The organism is Thalassospira lucentensis, assembly GCF_050516545.1.
GTDB classification, from domain to species: Bacteria; Pseudomonadota; Alphaproteobacteria; order Rhodospirillales; family Thalassospiraceae; genus Thalassospira; species Thalassospira lucentensis_C.
In genome coordinates this window covers 1888906-1907500 of the sequence record NZ_CP191544.1, presented here as the reverse complement: position 1 = coordinate 1907500, position 18595 = coordinate 1888906, and the positions used below count along the sequence as shown (strand labels likewise).

Sequence of the window (18595 nt, the reverse complement as noted above, 5' to 3'; positions counted from 1 at the left end):
ATTAGCAAACCATTCAAGCAGGATCGGGTTTTTCGCAACTGACTTGCTGGCCGTGACGTAATAGTTAAGCTGATTTTCCAATCCTTGACGTATAGCAGTCACGGTTGCGGGCAGTTCATTCTTTTCAAGGCGCCCGGTGACCATAGTCTTGGTCTGGATAAAGCTGACCGTACCAGCGATGGCGACGGTTATAGTCAACAGGAAACTTACCACGAACATCAATTTCTTGCGAATACTCAGGTCCTGAATAGCCATCTCATACTTCCCCTTATCTCCCAACCTGACAGATAGGCACGACCCGGTTTCTCTTTTGGATGGTGATCTGACCATCGGTTCTCAGTATTAATACACTACATGTGGTGCATAATAGTTGAGTTTAAACAGGGAAAGCCAAGCAAAACGTTAAGGGTTGGTGAGGGTGTCGCGGTCGCTACCAGATGGTCAGTCCGTAGTTGTGGCGTATCGTGATCAAAACGGACCAGGCGCGTATCGTATACAGCAAATCGGACGGCAGTGTTGTTTATGAAACAGTGAAGTACAGATCATGAAGGCGACAGATGATTTGTTCGGCTTTGCGGGCATGGTGGTTGCATTTGTTGTGGATTTTTTTGAAGGGGGCAGCAGCGCAGACTCAAACTGACAACACCGCTCGGTAAAGGTGATGGGAAGTTCTGTTCGCTTGACCGCGCAATGTTTTCGCGGGCGACCATATCGCAAGAAACCGTCAATGATTTCAATATCGCATTGCGCACGGTGCGAAATGACGGGACGCATGACAGCATCATTCAGTCCTTTGTCACCCCGATCCGGTTTGGTATTGCGCTGAGCGGGCGTTGGTTTACAGCCCTTGATATTCTCGGCACTGTGGCCTTTGCCATTTCAGGTGTGCTTTTGGCTCGGCGCGAAGGGTACAGCATTTTTGGTGCCTTTGTGCTGTCGGCTTTGCCTGGCGTTGGTGGTGGGGTGGTTCGTGGGGCGCGAACCGATAGGCATCATGCAATCTCCCAACGGGATATTGCTGGTGATCGGGACGGTGCTGGCCGGTTACATCATCTATTTCATTTTTGACAGATTGCCAAAATCGACAAATGCACCCAAAAGCCGATTCCGTCGGATGATGACCATGGGCAATGTGATCGAGACAACCGATGCCATCGGTCTATTGGCCTTTACCGTCACGGGGGTTTATGTCGCCGTGACGATGAACAGCACCCCGCTTTTATTGTGGGGACCGTTGCTGGCAATGTTGACCGGGGCAGGCGGCGGGATTATCCGCGATGTGGTGCGGGCGGACCGGAATAACCCGGCACTCAAGACATCGTTTTACGCGGAGATCCCCTTGTTCTGCGGATTTATCCTCTCAGGGTTCTTCTGGCTGCATGGGCATCAGGCCGAAACATCAGACATTTTCTTTGCCGTCATGATCAATGTCGTCGGGGCATTTGTCATGCGGATGTTGATCGTGGTGTTTGACCTTAAAAGCCCGCGCTTCTGAGTGTCGATCTTGTCGCAATTTTTAAGAATCTTCACAGAGCTGTGAGATTGCTGGGAACTTCCATCACATTCCTTTGATGGTGCGTGTGTGAATGGTGCAGTGACCCGATGGAAAACGGCCAGTAGGGTTAAGTCATCGCCATGAAATGGTGACCTGATTTCATTAGAAGGGAAACGACGATGAAAAAAGCTATGGTTCTGGGTGCGGCATTGAGTGCTGCGGTTTCAATGGCCGCGGTCGAGCAGGCATCGGCACAGGGTGCGAAAGAGAAATGCTTTGGCGTATCGCTTGCCGGTCAGAATGATTGTGCTGCAGGTCCGGGCACAACCTGTGCCGGCACATCGACGGTTGATTATCAGGGCAATGCCTGGAAACTGGTTCCGGCGGGCACGTGTGAAGATATGAGCTTCACCACGGCAGATGGTCGTGACGTGATGGGCAGCCTTGAACGACTTGATCGCGATAATCCTGCGAGTTAACCACAAAGCGGTTGGTGTCAGCATTATTCATGATCACTGACCGTAATGGGATCACAGGTTATTGAGGTTTACATGATCGTACTGCCCGCACGTGCCGGTGTTGGATTTAAGGCCGAACATGCCAAAGATATCTTTGGCACAACCCCCTCTGTCGGCTGGTTTGAAATTCACCCGGAAAACTACATGGTTGCTGGTGGGCCGCGGCTTGCCATGCTTGAACAATTGTGCGGGCAGTATCCGGTTTCCATGCACGGGGTTGGGCTGTCGCTGGGCGGCGGAGAACCGTTAAATGAAAATCATTTAGCTGATCTCAAGCGTCTGGTGGACCGGTTCGACCCCGCCATGGTGTCCGAACATATTGCATGGTCGTCCCACGAAGGTCTTTATATGGCTGACCTTTTGCCGACACCCATGACCAAAACATCGCTTGATCAATTGGTTACGGCAATCTCGCGCGTTCAGGATCATATCGGGCGGCGCATTTTGATCGAAAATCCGACGTCATATATGGCATTACCGCAAAACTCGATCCCGGAACTGGACTTCATCACCGAAGCCGCCCGGCGCAGCGGCTGTGGATTGCTGATTGATGTGAACAACGTTTACATATCGGCGCATAATCTGGGGTTTGATGCCAAGGCGTTTATCGATGCGGTGCCTACTGATCTGATCGGGGAAATCCATCTCGCCGGGCATGAGCGCGATGCCAACCAAAATGATGATGTTTTGATCGATACCCATTCTCGTCCGGTATCGGACCCGGTCTGGGCACTGTTTGACCGGCTTATCGGGCGCATCGGGCCACGGCCAACCCTGATTGAATGGGATAATGATGTGCCGTCATGGCCGGTGCTGCACCAAGAAGCCATGCTGGCGGATCGTTATTTGGCGAATGATCGCATGACCGGTCTTGAGGCGGCATCATGAGTGATCTCAAGGCGTTTTATGACGGGTTTAGCCAGGCGGTTCAAAGCTTGGAGCCAGATGCCTATCCCCAAGAACTTGCACCAGATAACGCACATCGTTTTGCCATCTATCGCAACAATGTTCATCGCGGGCTGTGCGATGCGCTGGCGGCGGCTTATCCAACTGTTGAAAAGCTTGTCGGGAAGGCATTCTTCCGCGAATTGGCGCGACAGTTTGTTGGTGCTGAAACCAGCCGTCCCGGTTCACTTGCGCTTTATGGCAATGGGTTTTCTGATTTTATTGCCGCGCATGAGACGGTCGCATCGCTTGCCTATCTGACGGATATTGCCCGGCTTGAACGGGCCCGGCTTGAAGCCTTGAACGCCAAGGATGCCGAACCACTTTCGGCAAGCCACCTAGCGGGCTATGAGGACGTACTGGGCGCGATGCAATTGCACGCACACTCGGCCTGTCGGTTGGTGGTCTCTGATCACCCGGTCCTGTCGATCTGGACCGCACAAAACGTATCTGACAGTCCGAAAAACATCGTCACACAAGACGAAACGGTTTTGATCACACGCCCCTATATGGATGTGAAGATGAAACTTCTGACACGCGGGCAGGCGGCATTTAGTGCTGCGATTTTTAACGATGACTGCGATGTTGAGACCGCCTGCGAGATCGCACTGGCGGCAGATAGCGCGTTTGATATCACCCGCGGGTTCGCGGATTTACTCGTCTGCGGGGCGGTTGATGCCCGCATCATCACCGATACAGGAGTTTCGGCATGACTGATCACGTTATCGGAAAACTGGTCCGCTGTTATGCGACAGTTATTGACGCCATTGTCGGGCGTGTCGGGCGGGATCATTTGGGGTTGGCATCCCGGCTGGTGTTTGTTCTGCTGTTGCTGCCCTATTATTTCAACAGTGCCCTGACCAAAATTGATGGCATCGGGTTAAGTGCGGGGGCATTTGCCCAAATCCTGCCGCCGATTGCCGAGCAATATTTGTATGACACAGCCGCAATTCCGTTCTTTCCCTGGCATCTGATTGTCTGGGCGGGAACGATGGCTGAATTTGCCTTGCCGGTTCTGATTGCGGTTGGTCTGCTGACGCGATTAGGTGCCTTGGGCATGATCGGGTTTGTCATCGTGCAAACCATCGTCGATGTTGCCTTCCACGGGGCTGCCCTTGGAACACTTGCCAATGGTCTGCCGACGGAGTTGATTGATCAGCGGTTGCTGTGGGTCTTTGTGTTGGGCATTTTGGTATTTGCAGGCGGGGGTAAGGTTTCGCTTGATCATGTCCTAAGCCGGATGCGTGGTTAAGAATTAACAATCCCCAATTCTTAGGCTTCGGATGAAGCGATCATTTGTGCGCGGCGGTGAGATAATTGCATGTCTTGTACAACCATTTGTTTCTTCTGGTGAAATAACGGATTATATTCCCGGTACGGATTTTCTGTTGAAGTCCTGACAACTCGGGACGCAATTGGTTTTTGATGGAAGTTCCGGCATATCTTGGCCGTATCAAACAGGATTAAACCGGTGAGCTATCTTAAAAATCATCAGGTCTTTGCATCAAAAAGCCTGGATCAGACGCAAGCTTTCCTGTCCGAAATGAACAGCATTGATTCAATCGACCTGCTCGGTAAAAAAGCAACAGCCGATATCTCCATTCAGGCCGCGTCACTTGCCGATCTTGATTTGCTTGGTGCGTCCTTTGGCCCGGATCGTGTCACGATCAAGGCACCCGCAGCCGATGATAACGATCTGTTCTTGCTGTTTGTGAATAGCGGCCATGGCAAGGTCAATCATGGTGGCCAAGAGATCGAAGTTTCGACCAAGCAGGGCATGATGCGCAACATGCGTATGTCGATGTATGCCATAGAAGACAATTTCTCGGCCCTAGGGGCAAAGCTTCCTGTTGATACGCTGCGCAAACATGCCTTTGCCCTGACCGGACAGGATATTTTCCGCAACGATCTGGTTTTTGACACGGCACTTGATTTGACGTTGCCGGGTGGGTTGCATGTTTCCAATACGCTGCATTATATCGCCAATGCCCTTGATGGACCGCTTCACGATACGAAGAATGGCACAATCCTAAAGGAACTCCGCGATGTTCTTTTGACCAATATCTTGATGTTGTTGCCAAATTCCTATTCGGAAATGCTTCATGACCGGCCGTCTAGTGTTGCGATGCCGCGTCAGGTCAAACGTGCCCGCGACTATATTCATGAACATGCCGAAAGTTCGATCCAGCTGGCGGATTTGTTGGCGCATGCCGGGTGCCGGTATCGCACCCTTCAACTCGGATTTAACGAGACATTCGGCATGGCGCCCATGGCCTATGCCAAGATGGTGCGCCTGAACCGTGCGCACAATGAGTTGCTTGCAGCCGCCCCCGGCACAACGATTGCTAGTGTCGCCCGCAAATGGGGCTTTGTGCATGCCGGACGGTTCGCACAAAGCTATACGTTGCATTTCGGTGTTGCTCCCTCCGAGACGCTTAATCGTCGCCGCTAGACGCAACGTGCATGTTGCCAACATGTTGCCGTAAAAAGGGTAAAGCTATCCACTTTTGTGCATTGCCTATCCACTTATGGTCGTTAATCGACATGCTGCCTTTATTCCTTCTGGTTTCATTCCATGCTTCTGCGTAATCCTCCCGTATAGGATGGGGAGGGGCAGAATTTTAATGCGTTGTTCCCTGCGTGACATTCGTCATGCGGGAACCTCAACCCGGATGTAAATGTAAAAAAGCAAGAAGGGTCCGGGCATGCAGATCAGAAGACTGACGCCAATATTAAACTATGCGGGGCTGCTGTTGCTTGCCCTGTTGATGATGATCGTGATGGATCGACCGGCGCATGCAAGTTCGCAATGGAAGAACTTGCAAGGGACGCCCGAATGTGGCGGCGTTGATAAACGCGGCAAGCTGCAAGAACCGTGTGGACGGGTGTCAGCCAAGTTTGAATCAAAGGCTGTTGGCAAATGCCCGGATGGATCGTTCTTCGATTTGGGAACATGGTCCTGTTATGCCTGCCCTGACGGATATAACCGCAACGCAAAAAGCATCAGTGGTGATAAAGCTTGCGATCGGCCAATGAAGTCAACGCAGCATGTGACCGCGACATTCCTTGGCAAAAAGGAATGTCCGGCTGGTTCGTTCCTTGACAAACGCAATGGCGGTGAATGCTGGTCCTGCCCAAAAGGATATGGGCGTACTGCAGCATCTGTTGATAAATGGAACGCATGCGGCATGGTCCTGAAAAAGGCCGTTAGCGCCACCTTCGAAGGACGTGCCTGCCCGCAGGACTCATTTACCGATCCGCGCAATGGCGGCGAATGCTGGAGCTGCCCGGAAGGTTTTAATCGCACAGCAACGGCGGTTACAGGAAATAAGGCCTGCGTGAAAACCATTGATTTCATGCCGGCGACGAAAATTACCGCTTTGACCTGCCCTGCGGGTCAGGCTTTCGATTTTATCGATGGCGGGACCTGCTGGTCTTGTCCTGAAACTTACGTTCGGACAAGTTTTTCGGTAAAAGGCCCCAAAGCCTGCAAGGCGACCGAAATGAAGTGGAGCTCGCCAAAGCGCAACATGCCGGGTTTATTTGGTCTTAGCCCGGCGGTCGAGGAATTGACGCTTGAGCTGGTGCGTGATCGCACAGAAATTGACGAGATCATTGCGGAGACAGTGCATGAACTTGATGACACGACCGTCGAAGAATTATCTTATGTTGAATGGTTGCTGATCGAAAATGAACCATGGCGTAGTGAAGCACTGGCAAGTGTGATTGCCCAGCGCCTGATGAAAGCAGCGGCAACCGCGCCGGGAAAAAGGACCGCACTTGAAAAACGATTGCTCGATGATGTCGGCGTGCAAATTCAGTGGAACCGTCAATTCATTGCATCGCAGCTCCGTCAAGTATTTGAAAACTGGGAAAAGACAAAAGAACTCGAATTCGCCGAAGACACCAGGCACAACATGTTGGCGTTTGCAGGTGCAATCTCCGAGGCGCCAAATTTCAATGAAGTTCTCTCGGCCTCCTTACAAGGGGGGGCAATGGCAGGCACCTTTGCAAGTGGTATTGGCAACGGGTTTTTCATGGCCAGCTTCAAGGCTTTTGCCCCATATCGCAACCGAGCAGCCCAGGCAGGCACCGAAGCAGCTGCTAAACTCAGTGCCAAAGTCCTGACCAAGATTGTTACGCCGCTTGGAAAAGTTTCGGTAACCATGACGCGGATGGTAAGCGGCGCAGCAGGTCCGGCGCTGACCGCAATCACCACTGCAATTAGCATTGCCATGGAAATCGACAAGATCATCAAGATCGAAGCCGCCGAAGGCAAGATACGGCAGGCCGAACTTATTGCCAGCCGTCCGGCTGACATCCCGCTTTTGCTGCAGGAAAAAACCGGTGAAGAGCAGTTCTTGTATCACTGGAGCGCTTTGATCGCCGCTGAAACGCGCCCAAGTGCGAACTATGCCCGCGCGATTGCGTCGATCAAAGCCGGTGGCACTGTTGCTGCGTCAACAGGGCCGGTTATGCCGGTTATTGTCGGGGGCACAGCCTATGATGGGGGCAAGGCGGCAATTGCGGCTGAATCAAAAGTCCTTAACGACGGTCTGAAAAAGCAAGAAGCCAAAGTTGCCGGGACTTTCCGCCTTGAATTCACCGCAAGCCCGGGGCTTTGCCTTGTTAAGCAGGAAGGCGACAGTCTTGTTGCTGTTCTTGGCAAATGTAATACGCCTGAAGCACCATGGGTGTTTCCAAATGCCCGCACCAGAGAACTCGTGGTGATCGACAATTACTGTCTGAGCATCGAAGCCGAGAAACTTGGTGTTAATGACCCGATATGGATCCGCAAATGTTCCAACGCAAACCTCAAGACCTGGGGGCTCGATCAAGTGGGACAAATTCGATATGTCGGCACGGGTCGGCGCATGTGCATGACCGTGGCAGACGCGAAGCCTGCTATCGGCTCTGTGGTGAAAATGGAACCCTGCAAAGTCAAAAGGATTGAGTCGCAGGTTTGGCGTCCTTGGACTTATGCCGGTTAATTCAAACAACAGTTAAACAGAAGCAGTTCGGTCAAAACACAGAAAATGTGTCGGCCGGATTGCTTCTGATTTCATGGGGAAATTGTCGGCATCCACTCATTGGTGCTGATAGGTGGGGATATCATTTTGCGTCAGTTTACATACCAGCGTTCCGTTCATGGACGTCGCCGCGTTTGTCGTCATGCCTTGATGGGGGTGTCACTTTTGGCACTTGTCGGGTGTCAAACCATGGGCATGGATGGGGGGCAAACGCGATCTGGCGTGGTCATGTCAATCGACAAGTCGCTTGAATATAACAAATCTGTTCTGGGCATGCCCGCCGAAGACAGCGCAATTCAGGTGCTGGTGCGTGACAGCATCGATTTCCTGAAACAGGGAAATGCCAAAGAAGCATCAAGACTGATCAATCTTGCGCTGAAGCTTGATGTGACCAATCCGGATCTACAATTTCTAAACGGGTTGACCTATCACTTGATGGGTGTTCTGGGCGATGCATCAAAGTTAGAACTTGCCGAACAGGGCTACAAACAATCCTTGAAATTTGATCCGGGGAACTTGCCGTCGCGCTACCAGCTTGGCCTGCTTTATATGGATCAGCGGCGCTATCCGTTGGCGCAGGAAAACTTTGCCGCCGTTGCGCTTCATCATAATGATGATCCGGCTGTCTTATACAGTCTGGCATCGGCGTCCTATTACTCCCGCGATCCACGGACGGCGGCTGCTGCGTTGAAACGTTTGATGGAAATTTCCCCGGAATCACGGGAAAACCCGGAAATTCTCAAAGCGGCGGCACTGGCGCTTTCGGCAATGGATGACCGGGCATCTGCCCAAGAGTTCATTACAACGTATCGCGATGTGATCAAGGATGTGAACCGTGCACGTGACCTTGATCGACGTGTTGAAGGCTGGCAGTCCTTTTATGAAAGCGAAGGCAAATACATTCAGACCCAGTTCAGCGGCGAGCCGTTTGTCGAACCGGAAAGTGATGGTGAAATATCCCCGTTTGACAGCAACCCGTTTGGCCAGACAACGGAACCTTCCGATCCCTTCAGCAGCGTGCAAGACCCGTTTGGCCAACAGAATATCGACGATACACCGACCGAATTTGTTGATTCCGGGATGGTCGTGGTTGATGTGGTTCTGATCGGAACCCAGGAAGATGTCCGTAATTCACGGGGCATCAATCTTCTCAACGGTTTGCAATTGCAGTTTGGTGATCCGCTAACCGGGGCTGCCGGGTTGGGATATGGTTCAACGAAAACCAAGGATTATCTGGGAACAGGGCTTGAAGAAAGTACCCAGACCATCACCCGCCAAATCGGCATTCCCGCGGTGACCTATTCGCTTAACATTGCCAATTCGGCGGATGCCAATAATCAGGTTCTCGCCAAGCCAAGCCTTGTCGCGCAGGCTGGTGAAACTTCGGAATTCTTTTCAGGTACAGAAATTCTTGCCGCCGCCGTTTCCGGGGGCAGTGGGGACAGTGTTTCGGTCCAGAAGGAAGTCGGTGTGAAATTGGCCGTTACACCCGAAATCCTGCCCAATGACATGATCCGCCTGCATGTTGTCGCGGAACGAACCTTTTTGACCGATCCGTCAAATTCGGTTGTGTTTGAATTCCGCCTTGATACCACCAAAACCAACGTCAATTCGACCGTGACGATGAAGTTTGGTGAAACCCTGATCCTTGGGGGCTTGAGTGAACGCGAAACGTCAAAAACGGCAGACGGTGTTCCGGGTTTGATGGATATTCCGGGCCTGAACTATTTCTTCTCTCAGCGGGTTGAACGTGAATTTGAACGGTCCATCCTGATCCTGATGACGCCGCGCCGACCGGTCTATACCCGGCAGAGCGGATCTGATCGTGCTGCGGTAAATAGTGAACTGTCGGAACTGGAACAGGAACTGGCCAAACTCGAACGACGTCATGGGGATTGGTACACCCCGCGACCGACATTTGATGTTCTGCGTGAACATCTTGAAGGCAAGGCATTCTTTGAAGAATTCCGTGCTGGCGATGTTCAGATCGATGCATGGCAAAGCAATCCTGAATCGCAACAAATGATCGCGTCCGTGCGGGATCGGCTGCTTGAAAACTAAGGTTTGGCCTTGGATAGAAGTCCAGTCAATGGACAGACAAAGTAACAGCAAGGGTGGATAGACCAATGAAACGTTGTTTTCGGGTTCTTGTTTCCGGGATCTGGTTCCTGTGGGCCGGATCGGCCATGGCACAGGAAGGCGATTCCAGTTCTTGGGTTCAATTGCCCGGAACGGCCGTCGATATCTCGATCAATGAAGACGGGCAGGCTTATTCCGTCACATTGGACGGGGGTACTTGGCGATGGGATATGGCCGAGCAACGTTGGCGGCGGATGTCAGGCGATTTTGCCCGCATATCGGCTGCGATTGGCAACCGCCCTTGGGCGATCAATTCACTTGGCGAGCTATCGCAATATAACGGATTGTGGTGGGAGCCACGTGAAGTCGATGTTCTGGATGTTGCCGCCGATACCCAAGGCAATGTCTTTATCGCCAAGATAAATGGCGATATCTGGAAATGGTATGCCTTGCGCAATGAATGGCAACCGATTACCGGAACGGCCAAACGCTTGGCCATCGGGAAATCCGGGCTGCCATGGGCGATCACGGATACGGCCAAGGTGCGCGCCTATGACGGTGATGTCTGGCGGACCTATCCGGGGCGGGCACGCGACATTGCCTTTGGTGCGACGGATGTTGTCGCCATGGCCGATGACGCGGGACTTGTACGTATTTGGCTGGCCGCGCGCAAAAGATGGGAAATTGTCGGTGGTGTGAAGGATATTGTCAGTCTGGCTGTAACACCGCAAGGCAACATCTGGGCGGTTCGAAATGATGGACTGATCTTTGCCAATGGCGGGCTGACCATTGATGATACCTCAGATGAAGCAACTGATCTTTCTACGACAGTACCACGCCCAAAAGAAGCCAAGCCACCGGTCAATGTTGCAAGCGATGCCGTTGCCGAGGTGGCTGCAGCACCCGTTGATGTCGCGCCATCTGCTGTTGCGCCCGGTGTGGTCGTACCGGGGTCAAGCAATTCCGAGGCAACCTCGTCAGGCGGTGGTTCAGGTGGGAATAATACCTTTACCGATCCGGTAACCGTCACCACAACCGATGCGATTGTCTTTGTAAATACACTGAAATCTGCTGCATCACTTGCCATTGGCGGGGATGGTAGTGTCTTTGGCCTTGATGGTGCGGGCGGGGTTTTACGGTGGTCGAACCGGCGAAACGAATTTGAAAGCTTTCCCGGTGAATTGGTGCGCGTCACCGTGGATCGCGAAGGCAATCCATGGGGCATTTCCGCACTCGGGCGGGTGTTTCGCCATACCGGAACCCTTTGGAAGCAGATCACGGGCGCGACCGGATCAGATATATCTGCAGGCTATGACGGGACGGTTTTGCTGACCAATGCGCAAGGCCGGATATTTCGCCTGAACGACGCACAAACCCGGTTTGAAAGGGTTTCGGGAACCGGGGCATCCTTGATTGCCGCCGGACCTGATGGCACGCCATGGGCAGTGCGATCCGATCAGCTTGTTCAGCGCTGTGACACCAATCCGTGCAAGGTGTATGCGCAAAAGGCCAAGTCGATCTCGGTTGGACCGGATAACAGCGTTTATATCGTATCGACCAATAATTTGCTGATGCGACTGGATCAGGACGGAAAATTTATTCGGGTTCAGACACCGGGGCATACGCCCGCCAGTGTGGCGGTTGGTCCGATGGGATATCCTTGGGTGGTCAGTGACAAAGGGATCGCATTATCCTCAAAGTTCTTTGATCGTGACGAAGGTTCTGACCTGATGGTTGCCAATGCTACCAGTGGTGACACGGTTGGCACGGGTGAAACCGAACAGGTTGTCAGTACCGAAACATCAGGCGTTGTGTTTCGAAAGAACATACGATTTACAACCGTGCCGCTCGATCAAAGAACCGGATCGGTGCAAGTTGCCACCGCCTCAGATGGTGCTGTCATTATCGGCGGTGGTAACGAAGGCTTTGAAAAATATGACGAAAGACGCAAAAAATTCGTCCAGTTTTCGTCAAGCCTGGTGGATTCATCGCGCTATTTTTCCGGCATTGATATCGCACCAAATGGCGATATCTGGGCCATTGACACAAGTATGAGCGCAGAGCTTTACCGTGAACGTAATCAGGTCGTTAAAGAGTATTCAGTCAGTGGATTTTCTCCGAGTGAAGTGACTGTTGCGCCCGATGGTACTGTCTTTGTGATCTTTAGATCAGGTGGCGACACCTTTCTCTATAGCAAGCCGGACAATTCCGAGGAATTCAAACGTTTCAGTGACTTCAATCAGGTTCATGTGGCCGGGGCAGGGCCGGGAAATGATATCTGGATTGTTGATAAAAGCAATCTGGCCCGGCAGTGGACTGGGTCAAGCTTTGAGCTGCGACCAAAACGCGGAAGCCAAAAGGCCTCATCCATTGATGTTGGCGGAAATGGGACGGTCTATATCAGGGACACCAACAATGCCTTGCGCAAATGGAATGGTGCCAATGACAGCTTTGACGAAGTCAATAATGCACCGCTAGGCTCGATTGCCGTCGATGCTGATGGGCGTCCGTGGATTGCAACCGGTGGCTCTTCTCCGACCATCAGTCGCGCCAGAGACTGACGGGCTATAATCCAAAGCGCGGGCGCAGGTTCCCAATCACGTTAAATCCCCGCCAATGGTTTGTCTTACTTGAAGGCAGGCATATCATTGGCGGGCGCAGCTTTACGCAAGCTGATCAGATAATCCTGACTGATATCATGGACTTCCATGATGTGCGCATACAGCAATTCTTCGGTCGCTTTGCTGTCGCCGCGCAAGATCGCATCGACAATGCCCTGATGTTCCGCGTGCGAGGATGCAAGGCGGGCAAGGCTTGTGAATTGAACGCGTCTGAACGGGGCAACCCGACGACGGACAGATAATGTCACATCGACCAGAACTTCATTGTGCGATCCGCGATACAGCGTGTTGTGAAACGACCGGTTCAGGGTTTCATAGCCATCGCTATCACCTAACCGTACGGTTTCGGCCAGTTCGTGGTGAAGTTTATCAAGATTGTACCGTTCCCCACTGGTCATGCGTATTGCCGCCAGTCGTCCGCACATGGCTTCAAGTTCGGCCATGCTTTCAAACATCGCGGTCAGGCGTTCTGGTGTCGCAAGCGAAACATAAACGCCCTTATTGGGGATTTTTTCCGCAAGTTCGGTCGCGGTAAGTAACTGTAATGCTTCACGCACAGGAGTGCGCGACACGCCAAACCGTTTGGCCAAAAGCGGTTCTTCAAGTCGTTGACCCGGCGGCAATATCCCTTTGACGATATCGTCTTCCAGCGTCTGACAAAGCTGCTGGGCAATGCCGACAGGTTCGGCCTGTATCGATATCGACGGGGCGGAGAGTATCTGGCTAAGCTCGATCATATGGCGTTTCAACCCTTCTTGCGTGGTTTGGATGCGTCCCTCTATCTAGATGTATACACGAAATTGGTTCGCAAATCCAAGTAGGTCAATGGTTGTAGAAGTAATCCGGTTTTTCTCGCGTGTTTTTGCATAAAATTTATGCAATTAAAATGTGCATTGCAGCAAAATGTATAAATAAAGTGCGATAATTTGATTCTTCAAAGGGTAATTTTCAGTTAAGTCATTGAAATATATGGAATGGCATAGGTGTTGCAGGATGTATACACAATGCGGATCTCATTCCGTCGAGATTACTTTTCTTTGAAATAGCTATCTCTATCAGGGAGTCATCAATGACCAACGTTAAACGCCGCGACTTTTTAACCAAGTCGGCAATCGGCGCAGCAGCAACCGGGGCCGCTGTTGTCGCCGCCCCACATATCGCGAGCGCACAGGAAACCTTTAACTGGAAAATGACCAATGCCTATGGTCCGGGGTCGCCTTTTTATGTCACCGGTCCGGGCAGCCCGGAAGATTTCTGTAAGCGTGTTACGGAAATGTCGAATGGCCGTCTGAACATTCAGCATTTCGCAGCCGGTGAATTGATCCCGGCCCTTGAAGGGTTCGACGCGGTTCAGGCAGGCACGGTCGAAATGAATGCTGCAAACGCCTATTTCTGGGCGGGTAAAATCTTTGCCGCACAGTATTTCACGACCGTTCCGTTCGGTCTGAATTTCCAGGGTGTTAACGCGTGGCTGTATCATGCTGGCGGGCTTGATCTGTGGCACGAAGTTTACAAACCTTATGGTCTTGTTGCCTTCCCGATGGGCAATACCGGTGTTCAGATGACCGGTTGGTTCCGTGATCCGATTGAAAGCCTGTCTGATTTTGATGGCTTGAAAATGCGTATCCCGGGTCTTGCCGGTAAGGTCTATCAGCAGATCGGTGTTGAAGTGAAACTGCTTCCGGGTGGGGAAATCTTCCCGGCCCTTGAACGTGGTGTGATTGATGCAGCCGAATTTGTCGGCCCGTATCAGGATCGTCGTTTGGGTCTGCAGAAAGCTGCCAAATACTACTACACCACCGGCTGGCATGAGCCATCCAACGTGACCGAACTTTTGATCAATCAAAAAGCATGGGAAAGCCTTCCTGCCGACCTGCAGGCGATTGTCAAAAACGCGGCACAGGCCTGTAACCTTGATAGCCATTCATGGTGCGAAGCCAATAACGCAGCAGCCCTGCGCGATCTGGTGGAAAATTACGGCGTCATCGCGCAAACCCTGCCAGATGAAGTCGTCACCAAGCTTAAAGGCATCACCAAGGAAACCCTTGAAGCCGAAGCGGCCAAAGACCCGATCACGAAAAAGGTCCATGACAGCTTCATGGCGTTCCGTGATACCCACCGTGAATGGGCCGCGATCAGCGAAAAACCCTATCACGGCATCATTTCATCGAAAGACGGGATGAGCTGATATGACGTCGACCCGTACTGAACCGCTACTGGACCGTGTTCTGGGCTTGATCGTCGATATTGCCGGGTGGGGGGCTGCGTTAAGCGGTCTGGCACTTGTGTTGGTTGTCGGCGGAAATGTATTGCTGCGTTACCTGTTTAATTCGGGAAGTGTTGCGATGCAGGAACTCGAATGGCATCTGGTCTCACCGATCGCATTGATGGGCATGGCGTATGGTATGCGCCACGGCGGTCATGTGCGGGTCGATTTTCTCTATGAACGTCTGGGCGTGCGCGCCCGGGCGATCATTGATCTGTTTTCGGCTGTTTTGATGGTGATCCTTGGCGCAACCTTGATCTGGTTTTCGATCCCATACGTCTCTCAATCCATTATGATGGGCGAAGGGTCGCCAGATCCCGGCGGCCTGCCATATCGCTTTTTGCTTAAGGCCTTTATCCCGATCGGGTTCGGCTTGATGCTGCTTCAGGCGATTGCGCAAGGTCTTATGAACTATAGACAAATCATTGCTGCCAACGACAGTAAACGTGCCTTTACGACACCTGATGCGGTTACGCAAAACGGTGCAGGAGACTAATCAGACATGACCGGAAATGAATGGCTGGCCATCGGCATGGTCGGGGGCTTCTTTGGCTTCCTCGTGCTCGGGGTGCCAGTGGCGATCTCGCTTGCGATATCGGGATTGGCCTTTGGGATGATGGGATTTGGAACCGGCCTGTTTGGGTTGCTGCCTGCGCGTGTCTACGGGGTTGTCACCAACTATACGCTGCTTGCCTTACCACTTTTCATCTTCATGGGGGTGATGCTTGAAAAATCAAAACTCGCCGAAGAACTGATTGATGTCATTGGCCACGCCATGGGCCGTCTGCGCGGTGGCATGGGTTTGGCGATTGTCATTGTCGGCGTTTTGATGGGCGCATCATCGGGCGTTGTTGGCGCAACCGTTGTCACGGTTGGTCTTTTGTCGCTGCAACCTTTGATCAATCGTGGCTATGACAAGGGTGTTGCCTGTGGTGTGATTTGCGCATCCGGCACCCTTGGGCAAATCATCCCGCCCAGTCTGGTTTTGATCCTGCTTGCCGATATTCTGGGTGAATCCGTTGGTACATTGTTTGCCGCTGCCATGGTGCCGGGGCTTATTCTTGCCGGGATGCTTGGGCTGTATCTGGTGTTGTTGGGGATTTTCAAACCCGACATGGTGCCAGCAATCCCCAAGGACGAACGCGATGCCATGAGCACGCAGCAGCTTTTGATTAAAATCTGCAAGGTTGTGATCCCGCCTTTGGCCTTGGTCTTTGCTGTTTTGGGATCCATCGTCGGTGGGATTGCTGCCCCGACCGAAGCCGCGTCTATGGGGGCTTTGGGGGCGTTGATTTTGGCACTGGTCACCGGGCGGTTGAATTTCACGGTGATGCGCGATGTGTTGCATGACACATTGATCACGAGTGCGATGGTGTTCTTTATCCTGATCTGTGCGCAGCCCTTTGGTCTGGCCTTCCGCGGATTAGGCGGCGAGGGGCTTGTTCATGCCATGTTTGAATGGGTGCCCGGTGGCGATATGGGCAACCTTCTGTTCATGATGGCCGTGATCTTTGTTCTGGGCTTCTTCCTTGAATGGATCGAGATTTCCTATATCGCGCTTCCAATGTTTTTGCCGGTCTTTATGAACAGCGGCATCGACATGGCGTGGTTGGCGATTTTGGTGGCGATGAACCTGCAAACCAGCTTCTTAACCCCACCCTTTGGCTGGGCGCTGTTCTTCCTTAAGGGGGTCGCACCACCATCGGTTTCAACGGTCGATATCTATCGCGGGGTGATACCGTTTATCGGTATTCAGGCAATTGCCTTGATCTTGCTGTTTATCTTCCCGGAATTGACAAGCTGGTTGCCGAACTTGATCGGCTGGTAGTGTTTGTTTTCTACGATGTGAAAAGGCGCTGAGTGTTTTTTATAAACGGCGCTATGAACTAGGATCAGGACCTATGCCTCGGACATGTTGCGTTATGTGCGCAGCATGTCCGCAAGGTTTATGCCAAAGAAGTCAGAATAGAGGCCAGATAACGATGTTACGTTCCAGAACCGCACTTGGTGGCATGGTCACCGCCCCGCATCATCTTGCCGCCCAAGCCGGGCGCGACGTTTTGCGCGAAGGCGGTAACGCGGTTGAGGCCATGATTGCCGCTGCGGCCACCATTGCCGTTGTTTATCCGCATATGAATGCGATTGGCGGCGACGGGTTCTGGTTGATTTCCGAACCGGGCAAAGACCCGGTTGCCATTCGCGCCTGTGGCGGTGCCGCAGGCCTTGCGACCCCGGATTTCTACCGCGAACAGGGCAAGGCCGCGATCCCGTCGCGCGGGCCATTGGCCGCATTGACGGTGGCAGGGGCGATTGGCGGTTGGATCAAGGCATCTGAAATCGCAACCGGTCTTGGCGGGAAACTGCCGATGACGCGTCTGATGGCCGATGCGGTCCAGCACGGCAAAACCGGCGTTCCGGTTACCAAGTCACAGGTCGAACTGACCACGACCAAAATGGCCGAACTTAAAGACGTTCCGGGGTATATCGAAACATATGCCGCCAATGGCATTCCGGAAATTGGCGATGTGTTAAAGCAACCAGCCCTTGGTGCGACGTTGGAACATCTTGGCAAAGTCGGTCTGGATGATTTTTATCGCGGCGATATCGCGCGCAGTAACGCCAACGGGCTCTCAAGCGTTGGCAGCCCGATCCGTCTTTCTGATTTTGAAACCTATAACGCCAAGGTTATGACACCGCTTTCGGTTAAGCTTTCAACCGGGACAGTGTTTAACATGGTCCCGCCGACCCAGGGTGTGGCGTCGCTTATGATCCTTGGCCTGTTTGATCGGTTGGGTGTTAAGGCGGGTGACGGGTTTGATCATATCCACGGCTTGATCGAGGCCACCAAACGCGCCTTCATCAAACGTGATGCGCATGTTGGCGACCCGGACCGCATGACGATAGACCCGATGAGCTTACTTGCCGATCAGTTGCTTGACGGCGAAGCCGCTAAAATCGACATGAAATCAGCCCTGCCATGGCCACATATCGCCAAACCGGGCGATACGATTTGGATGGGCGCGGTGGATGCCAATGGTGTTGCGGTAAGCTATATCCAAAGCATCTTCTGGGAATTTGGATCAGGTGTGGTTGTGCCTGAAACGGGGGTTTTGTTCCAAAACCGCGGCGCCAGCTTTACCCTTCACGATGGCCCGAACCAGCTTGGCCCGGGGCGCTTGCCGTTCCATACCCTGAACCCGGCATTGGCAAAACTCAAAGACGGATCGACCCTGACCTATGGCACCATGGGTGGGGAGGGACAACCCCAAACCCAGTCTGCCATCTTCACCCGCAATGTTATGTTCGGACAGGACTTGCAAGAAGCCATCACCGCACCGCGCTGGTTACTCGGCAAAACTTGGGGCGATGAAACCACCTCGCTTAAACTTGAAAACCGCTTTGACGCAGGCCTTATCGACCAACTTGAAAAGGCAGGTCACGCAGTCGAACTTGTCGGTCCCTATGAAGACATGATGGGCCATGCCGGTGGCATTCGATTGCAACCCAATGGTGTGATGGAAGGTGCGACCGACCCAAGGGCGGATGGTGCGGTTGCGGCACTTTGATCCTGAAAATCATAGGGTTCATGTTGAACAGACTGCAAAACTAAGATCAAGCGATCTATGGGGGCGGAAACTAAG

The 18595-nt window shown here is 52.6% G+C and carries 16 protein-coding genes (1 of these 16 cut by a window edge); 14 read left to right on the top strand and 2 right to left on the bottom strand.

Annotated features, from left to right (window positions below; translation table 11 throughout):
• Positions 1–255: the 5' end (the start) of a methyl-accepting chemotaxis protein gene (locus ACQ0MK_RS08875; protein WP_430475709.1), read on the bottom strand. Its footprint begins 1737 nt before the window's first position; only the first 255 of its 1992 coding nucleotides appear in the window; its start codon is at positions 253–255; its stop codon lies beyond the left edge, outside the window.
• A gap of 435 nt (positions 256–690) precedes the next feature.
• Here ACQ0MK_RS08875 and ACQ0MK_RS08870 point away from each other — a divergent pair, with 435 nt between their 5' ends.
• The 10 genes from ACQ0MK_RS08870 (at position 691) to ACQ0MK_RS08825 (ending at position 12628) form a co-directional block, all read left to right on the top strand.
• A complete protein-coding gene (locus ACQ0MK_RS08870; RefSeq protein WP_430475708.1) occupies positions 691–1068 on the top strand; it encodes a TRIC cation channel family protein in 378 nt (125 codons plus the stop codon).
• Positions 995–1495 carry a trimeric intracellular cation channel family protein gene (locus tag ACQ0MK_RS08865; RefSeq protein WP_430475707.1) on the top strand — a complete coding sequence of 167 codons (501 nt, stop codon included), beginning with the start codon at positions 995–997 and terminating at the stop codon, positions 1493–1495. The genes ACQ0MK_RS08870 and ACQ0MK_RS08865 overlap by 74 nt, the downstream gene beginning before the upstream one ends.
• A gap of 179 nt (positions 1496–1674) precedes the next feature.
• The gene (locus tag ACQ0MK_RS08860) at positions 1675–1974 is read left to right on the top strand and encodes a BufA1 family periplasmic bufferin-type metallophore (protein ID WP_430475706.1); all 300 of its coding nucleotides are present in this window, start codon (positions 1675–1677) and stop codon (positions 1972–1974) included.
• Between the two features lie 72 nt (positions 1975–2046).
• A complete protein-coding gene (gene bufB, locus ACQ0MK_RS08855; protein WP_430475705.1) occupies positions 2047–2901 on the top strand; it encodes an MNIO family bufferin maturase in 855 nt (284 codons plus the stop codon).
• On the top strand, positions 2898–3671 hold the full coding sequence (locus ACQ0MK_RS08850) for an HvfC/BufC family peptide modification chaperone (protein ID WP_430475704.1): 774 nt from the start codon (positions 2898–2900) through the stop codon (positions 3669–3671). The genes bufB and ACQ0MK_RS08850 overlap by 4 nt, the downstream gene beginning before the upstream one ends.
• Positions 3668–4210, top strand: a complete 543-nt coding sequence (locus ACQ0MK_RS08845) for a DoxX family protein (protein WP_430475703.1) — start codon at positions 3668–3670, stop codon at positions 4208–4210. Before ACQ0MK_RS08850 ends, ACQ0MK_RS08845 begins: the two co-directional genes overlap by 4 nt.
• Positions 4211–4429: 219 nt before the next feature.
• Positions 4430–5410, top strand: coding sequence for an AraC family transcriptional regulator (locus tag ACQ0MK_RS08840; protein ID WP_430475702.1), 981 nt, complete (start codon positions 4430–4432; stop codon positions 5408–5410).
• A 253-nt stretch (positions 5411–5663) separates the two neighbouring features.
• On the top strand, positions 5664–7949 hold the full coding sequence (locus ACQ0MK_RS08835) for a ricin-type beta-trefoil lectin domain protein (RefSeq protein ID WP_430475701.1): 2286 nt from the start codon (positions 5664–5666) through the stop codon (positions 7947–7949).
• Between the two features lie 126 nt (positions 7950–8075).
• The gene (locus ACQ0MK_RS08830) at positions 8076–10049 is read left to right on the top strand and encodes a hypothetical protein (protein WP_430475700.1); all 1974 of its coding nucleotides are present in this window, start codon (positions 8076–8078) and stop codon (positions 10047–10049) included.
• A 65-nt stretch (positions 10050–10114) separates the two neighbouring features.
• A complete protein-coding gene (locus tag ACQ0MK_RS08825; RefSeq protein WP_430475699.1) occupies positions 10115–12628 on the top strand; it encodes a tectonin domain-containing protein in 2514 nt (837 codons plus the stop codon).
• A gap of 65 nt (positions 12629–12693) precedes the next feature.
• Here the strand turns inward: ACQ0MK_RS08825 and ACQ0MK_RS08820 are convergent, their stop codons facing one another.
• Positions 12694–13425 carry a GntR family transcriptional regulator gene (locus tag ACQ0MK_RS08820; RefSeq protein WP_430475698.1) on the bottom strand — a complete coding sequence of 244 codons (732 nt, stop codon included), beginning with the start codon at positions 13423–13425 and terminating at the stop codon, positions 12694–12696.
• Between the two features lie 332 nt (positions 13426–13757).
• On the opposite strand from ACQ0MK_RS08820, the gene ACQ0MK_RS08815 reads away from it, so the two are divergent.
• The 4 genes from ACQ0MK_RS08815 (at position 13758) to ACQ0MK_RS08800 (ending at position 18520) form a co-directional block, all read left to right on the top strand.
• Positions 13758–14876: a TRAP transporter substrate-binding protein gene (locus ACQ0MK_RS08815; RefSeq protein ID WP_430475697.1), complete on the top strand. Its 1119-nt coding sequence runs from the start codon at positions 13758–13760 to the stop codon at positions 14874–14876.
• A 1-nt stretch (position 14877) separates the two neighbouring features.
• Entirely contained in the window at positions 14878–15450 is a 573-nt protein-coding gene (locus ACQ0MK_RS08810) for a TRAP transporter small permease subunit (RefSeq protein WP_430475696.1), read from the top strand.
• A 6-nt stretch (positions 15451–15456) separates the two neighbouring features.
• Complete coding sequence (locus ACQ0MK_RS08805) at positions 15457–16782, top strand: TRAP transporter large permease (RefSeq protein ID WP_430475695.1); 1326 nt, start codon at positions 15457–15459, stop codon at positions 16780–16782.
• A 154-nt stretch (positions 16783–16936) separates the two neighbouring features.
• On the top strand, positions 16937–18520 hold the full coding sequence (locus ACQ0MK_RS08800; RefSeq protein ID WP_430475694.1) for a gamma-glutamyltransferase family protein: 1584 nt from the start codon (positions 16937–16939) through the stop codon (positions 18518–18520).
• The last annotated feature ends 75 nt before the right edge of the window (positions 18521–18595 follow it).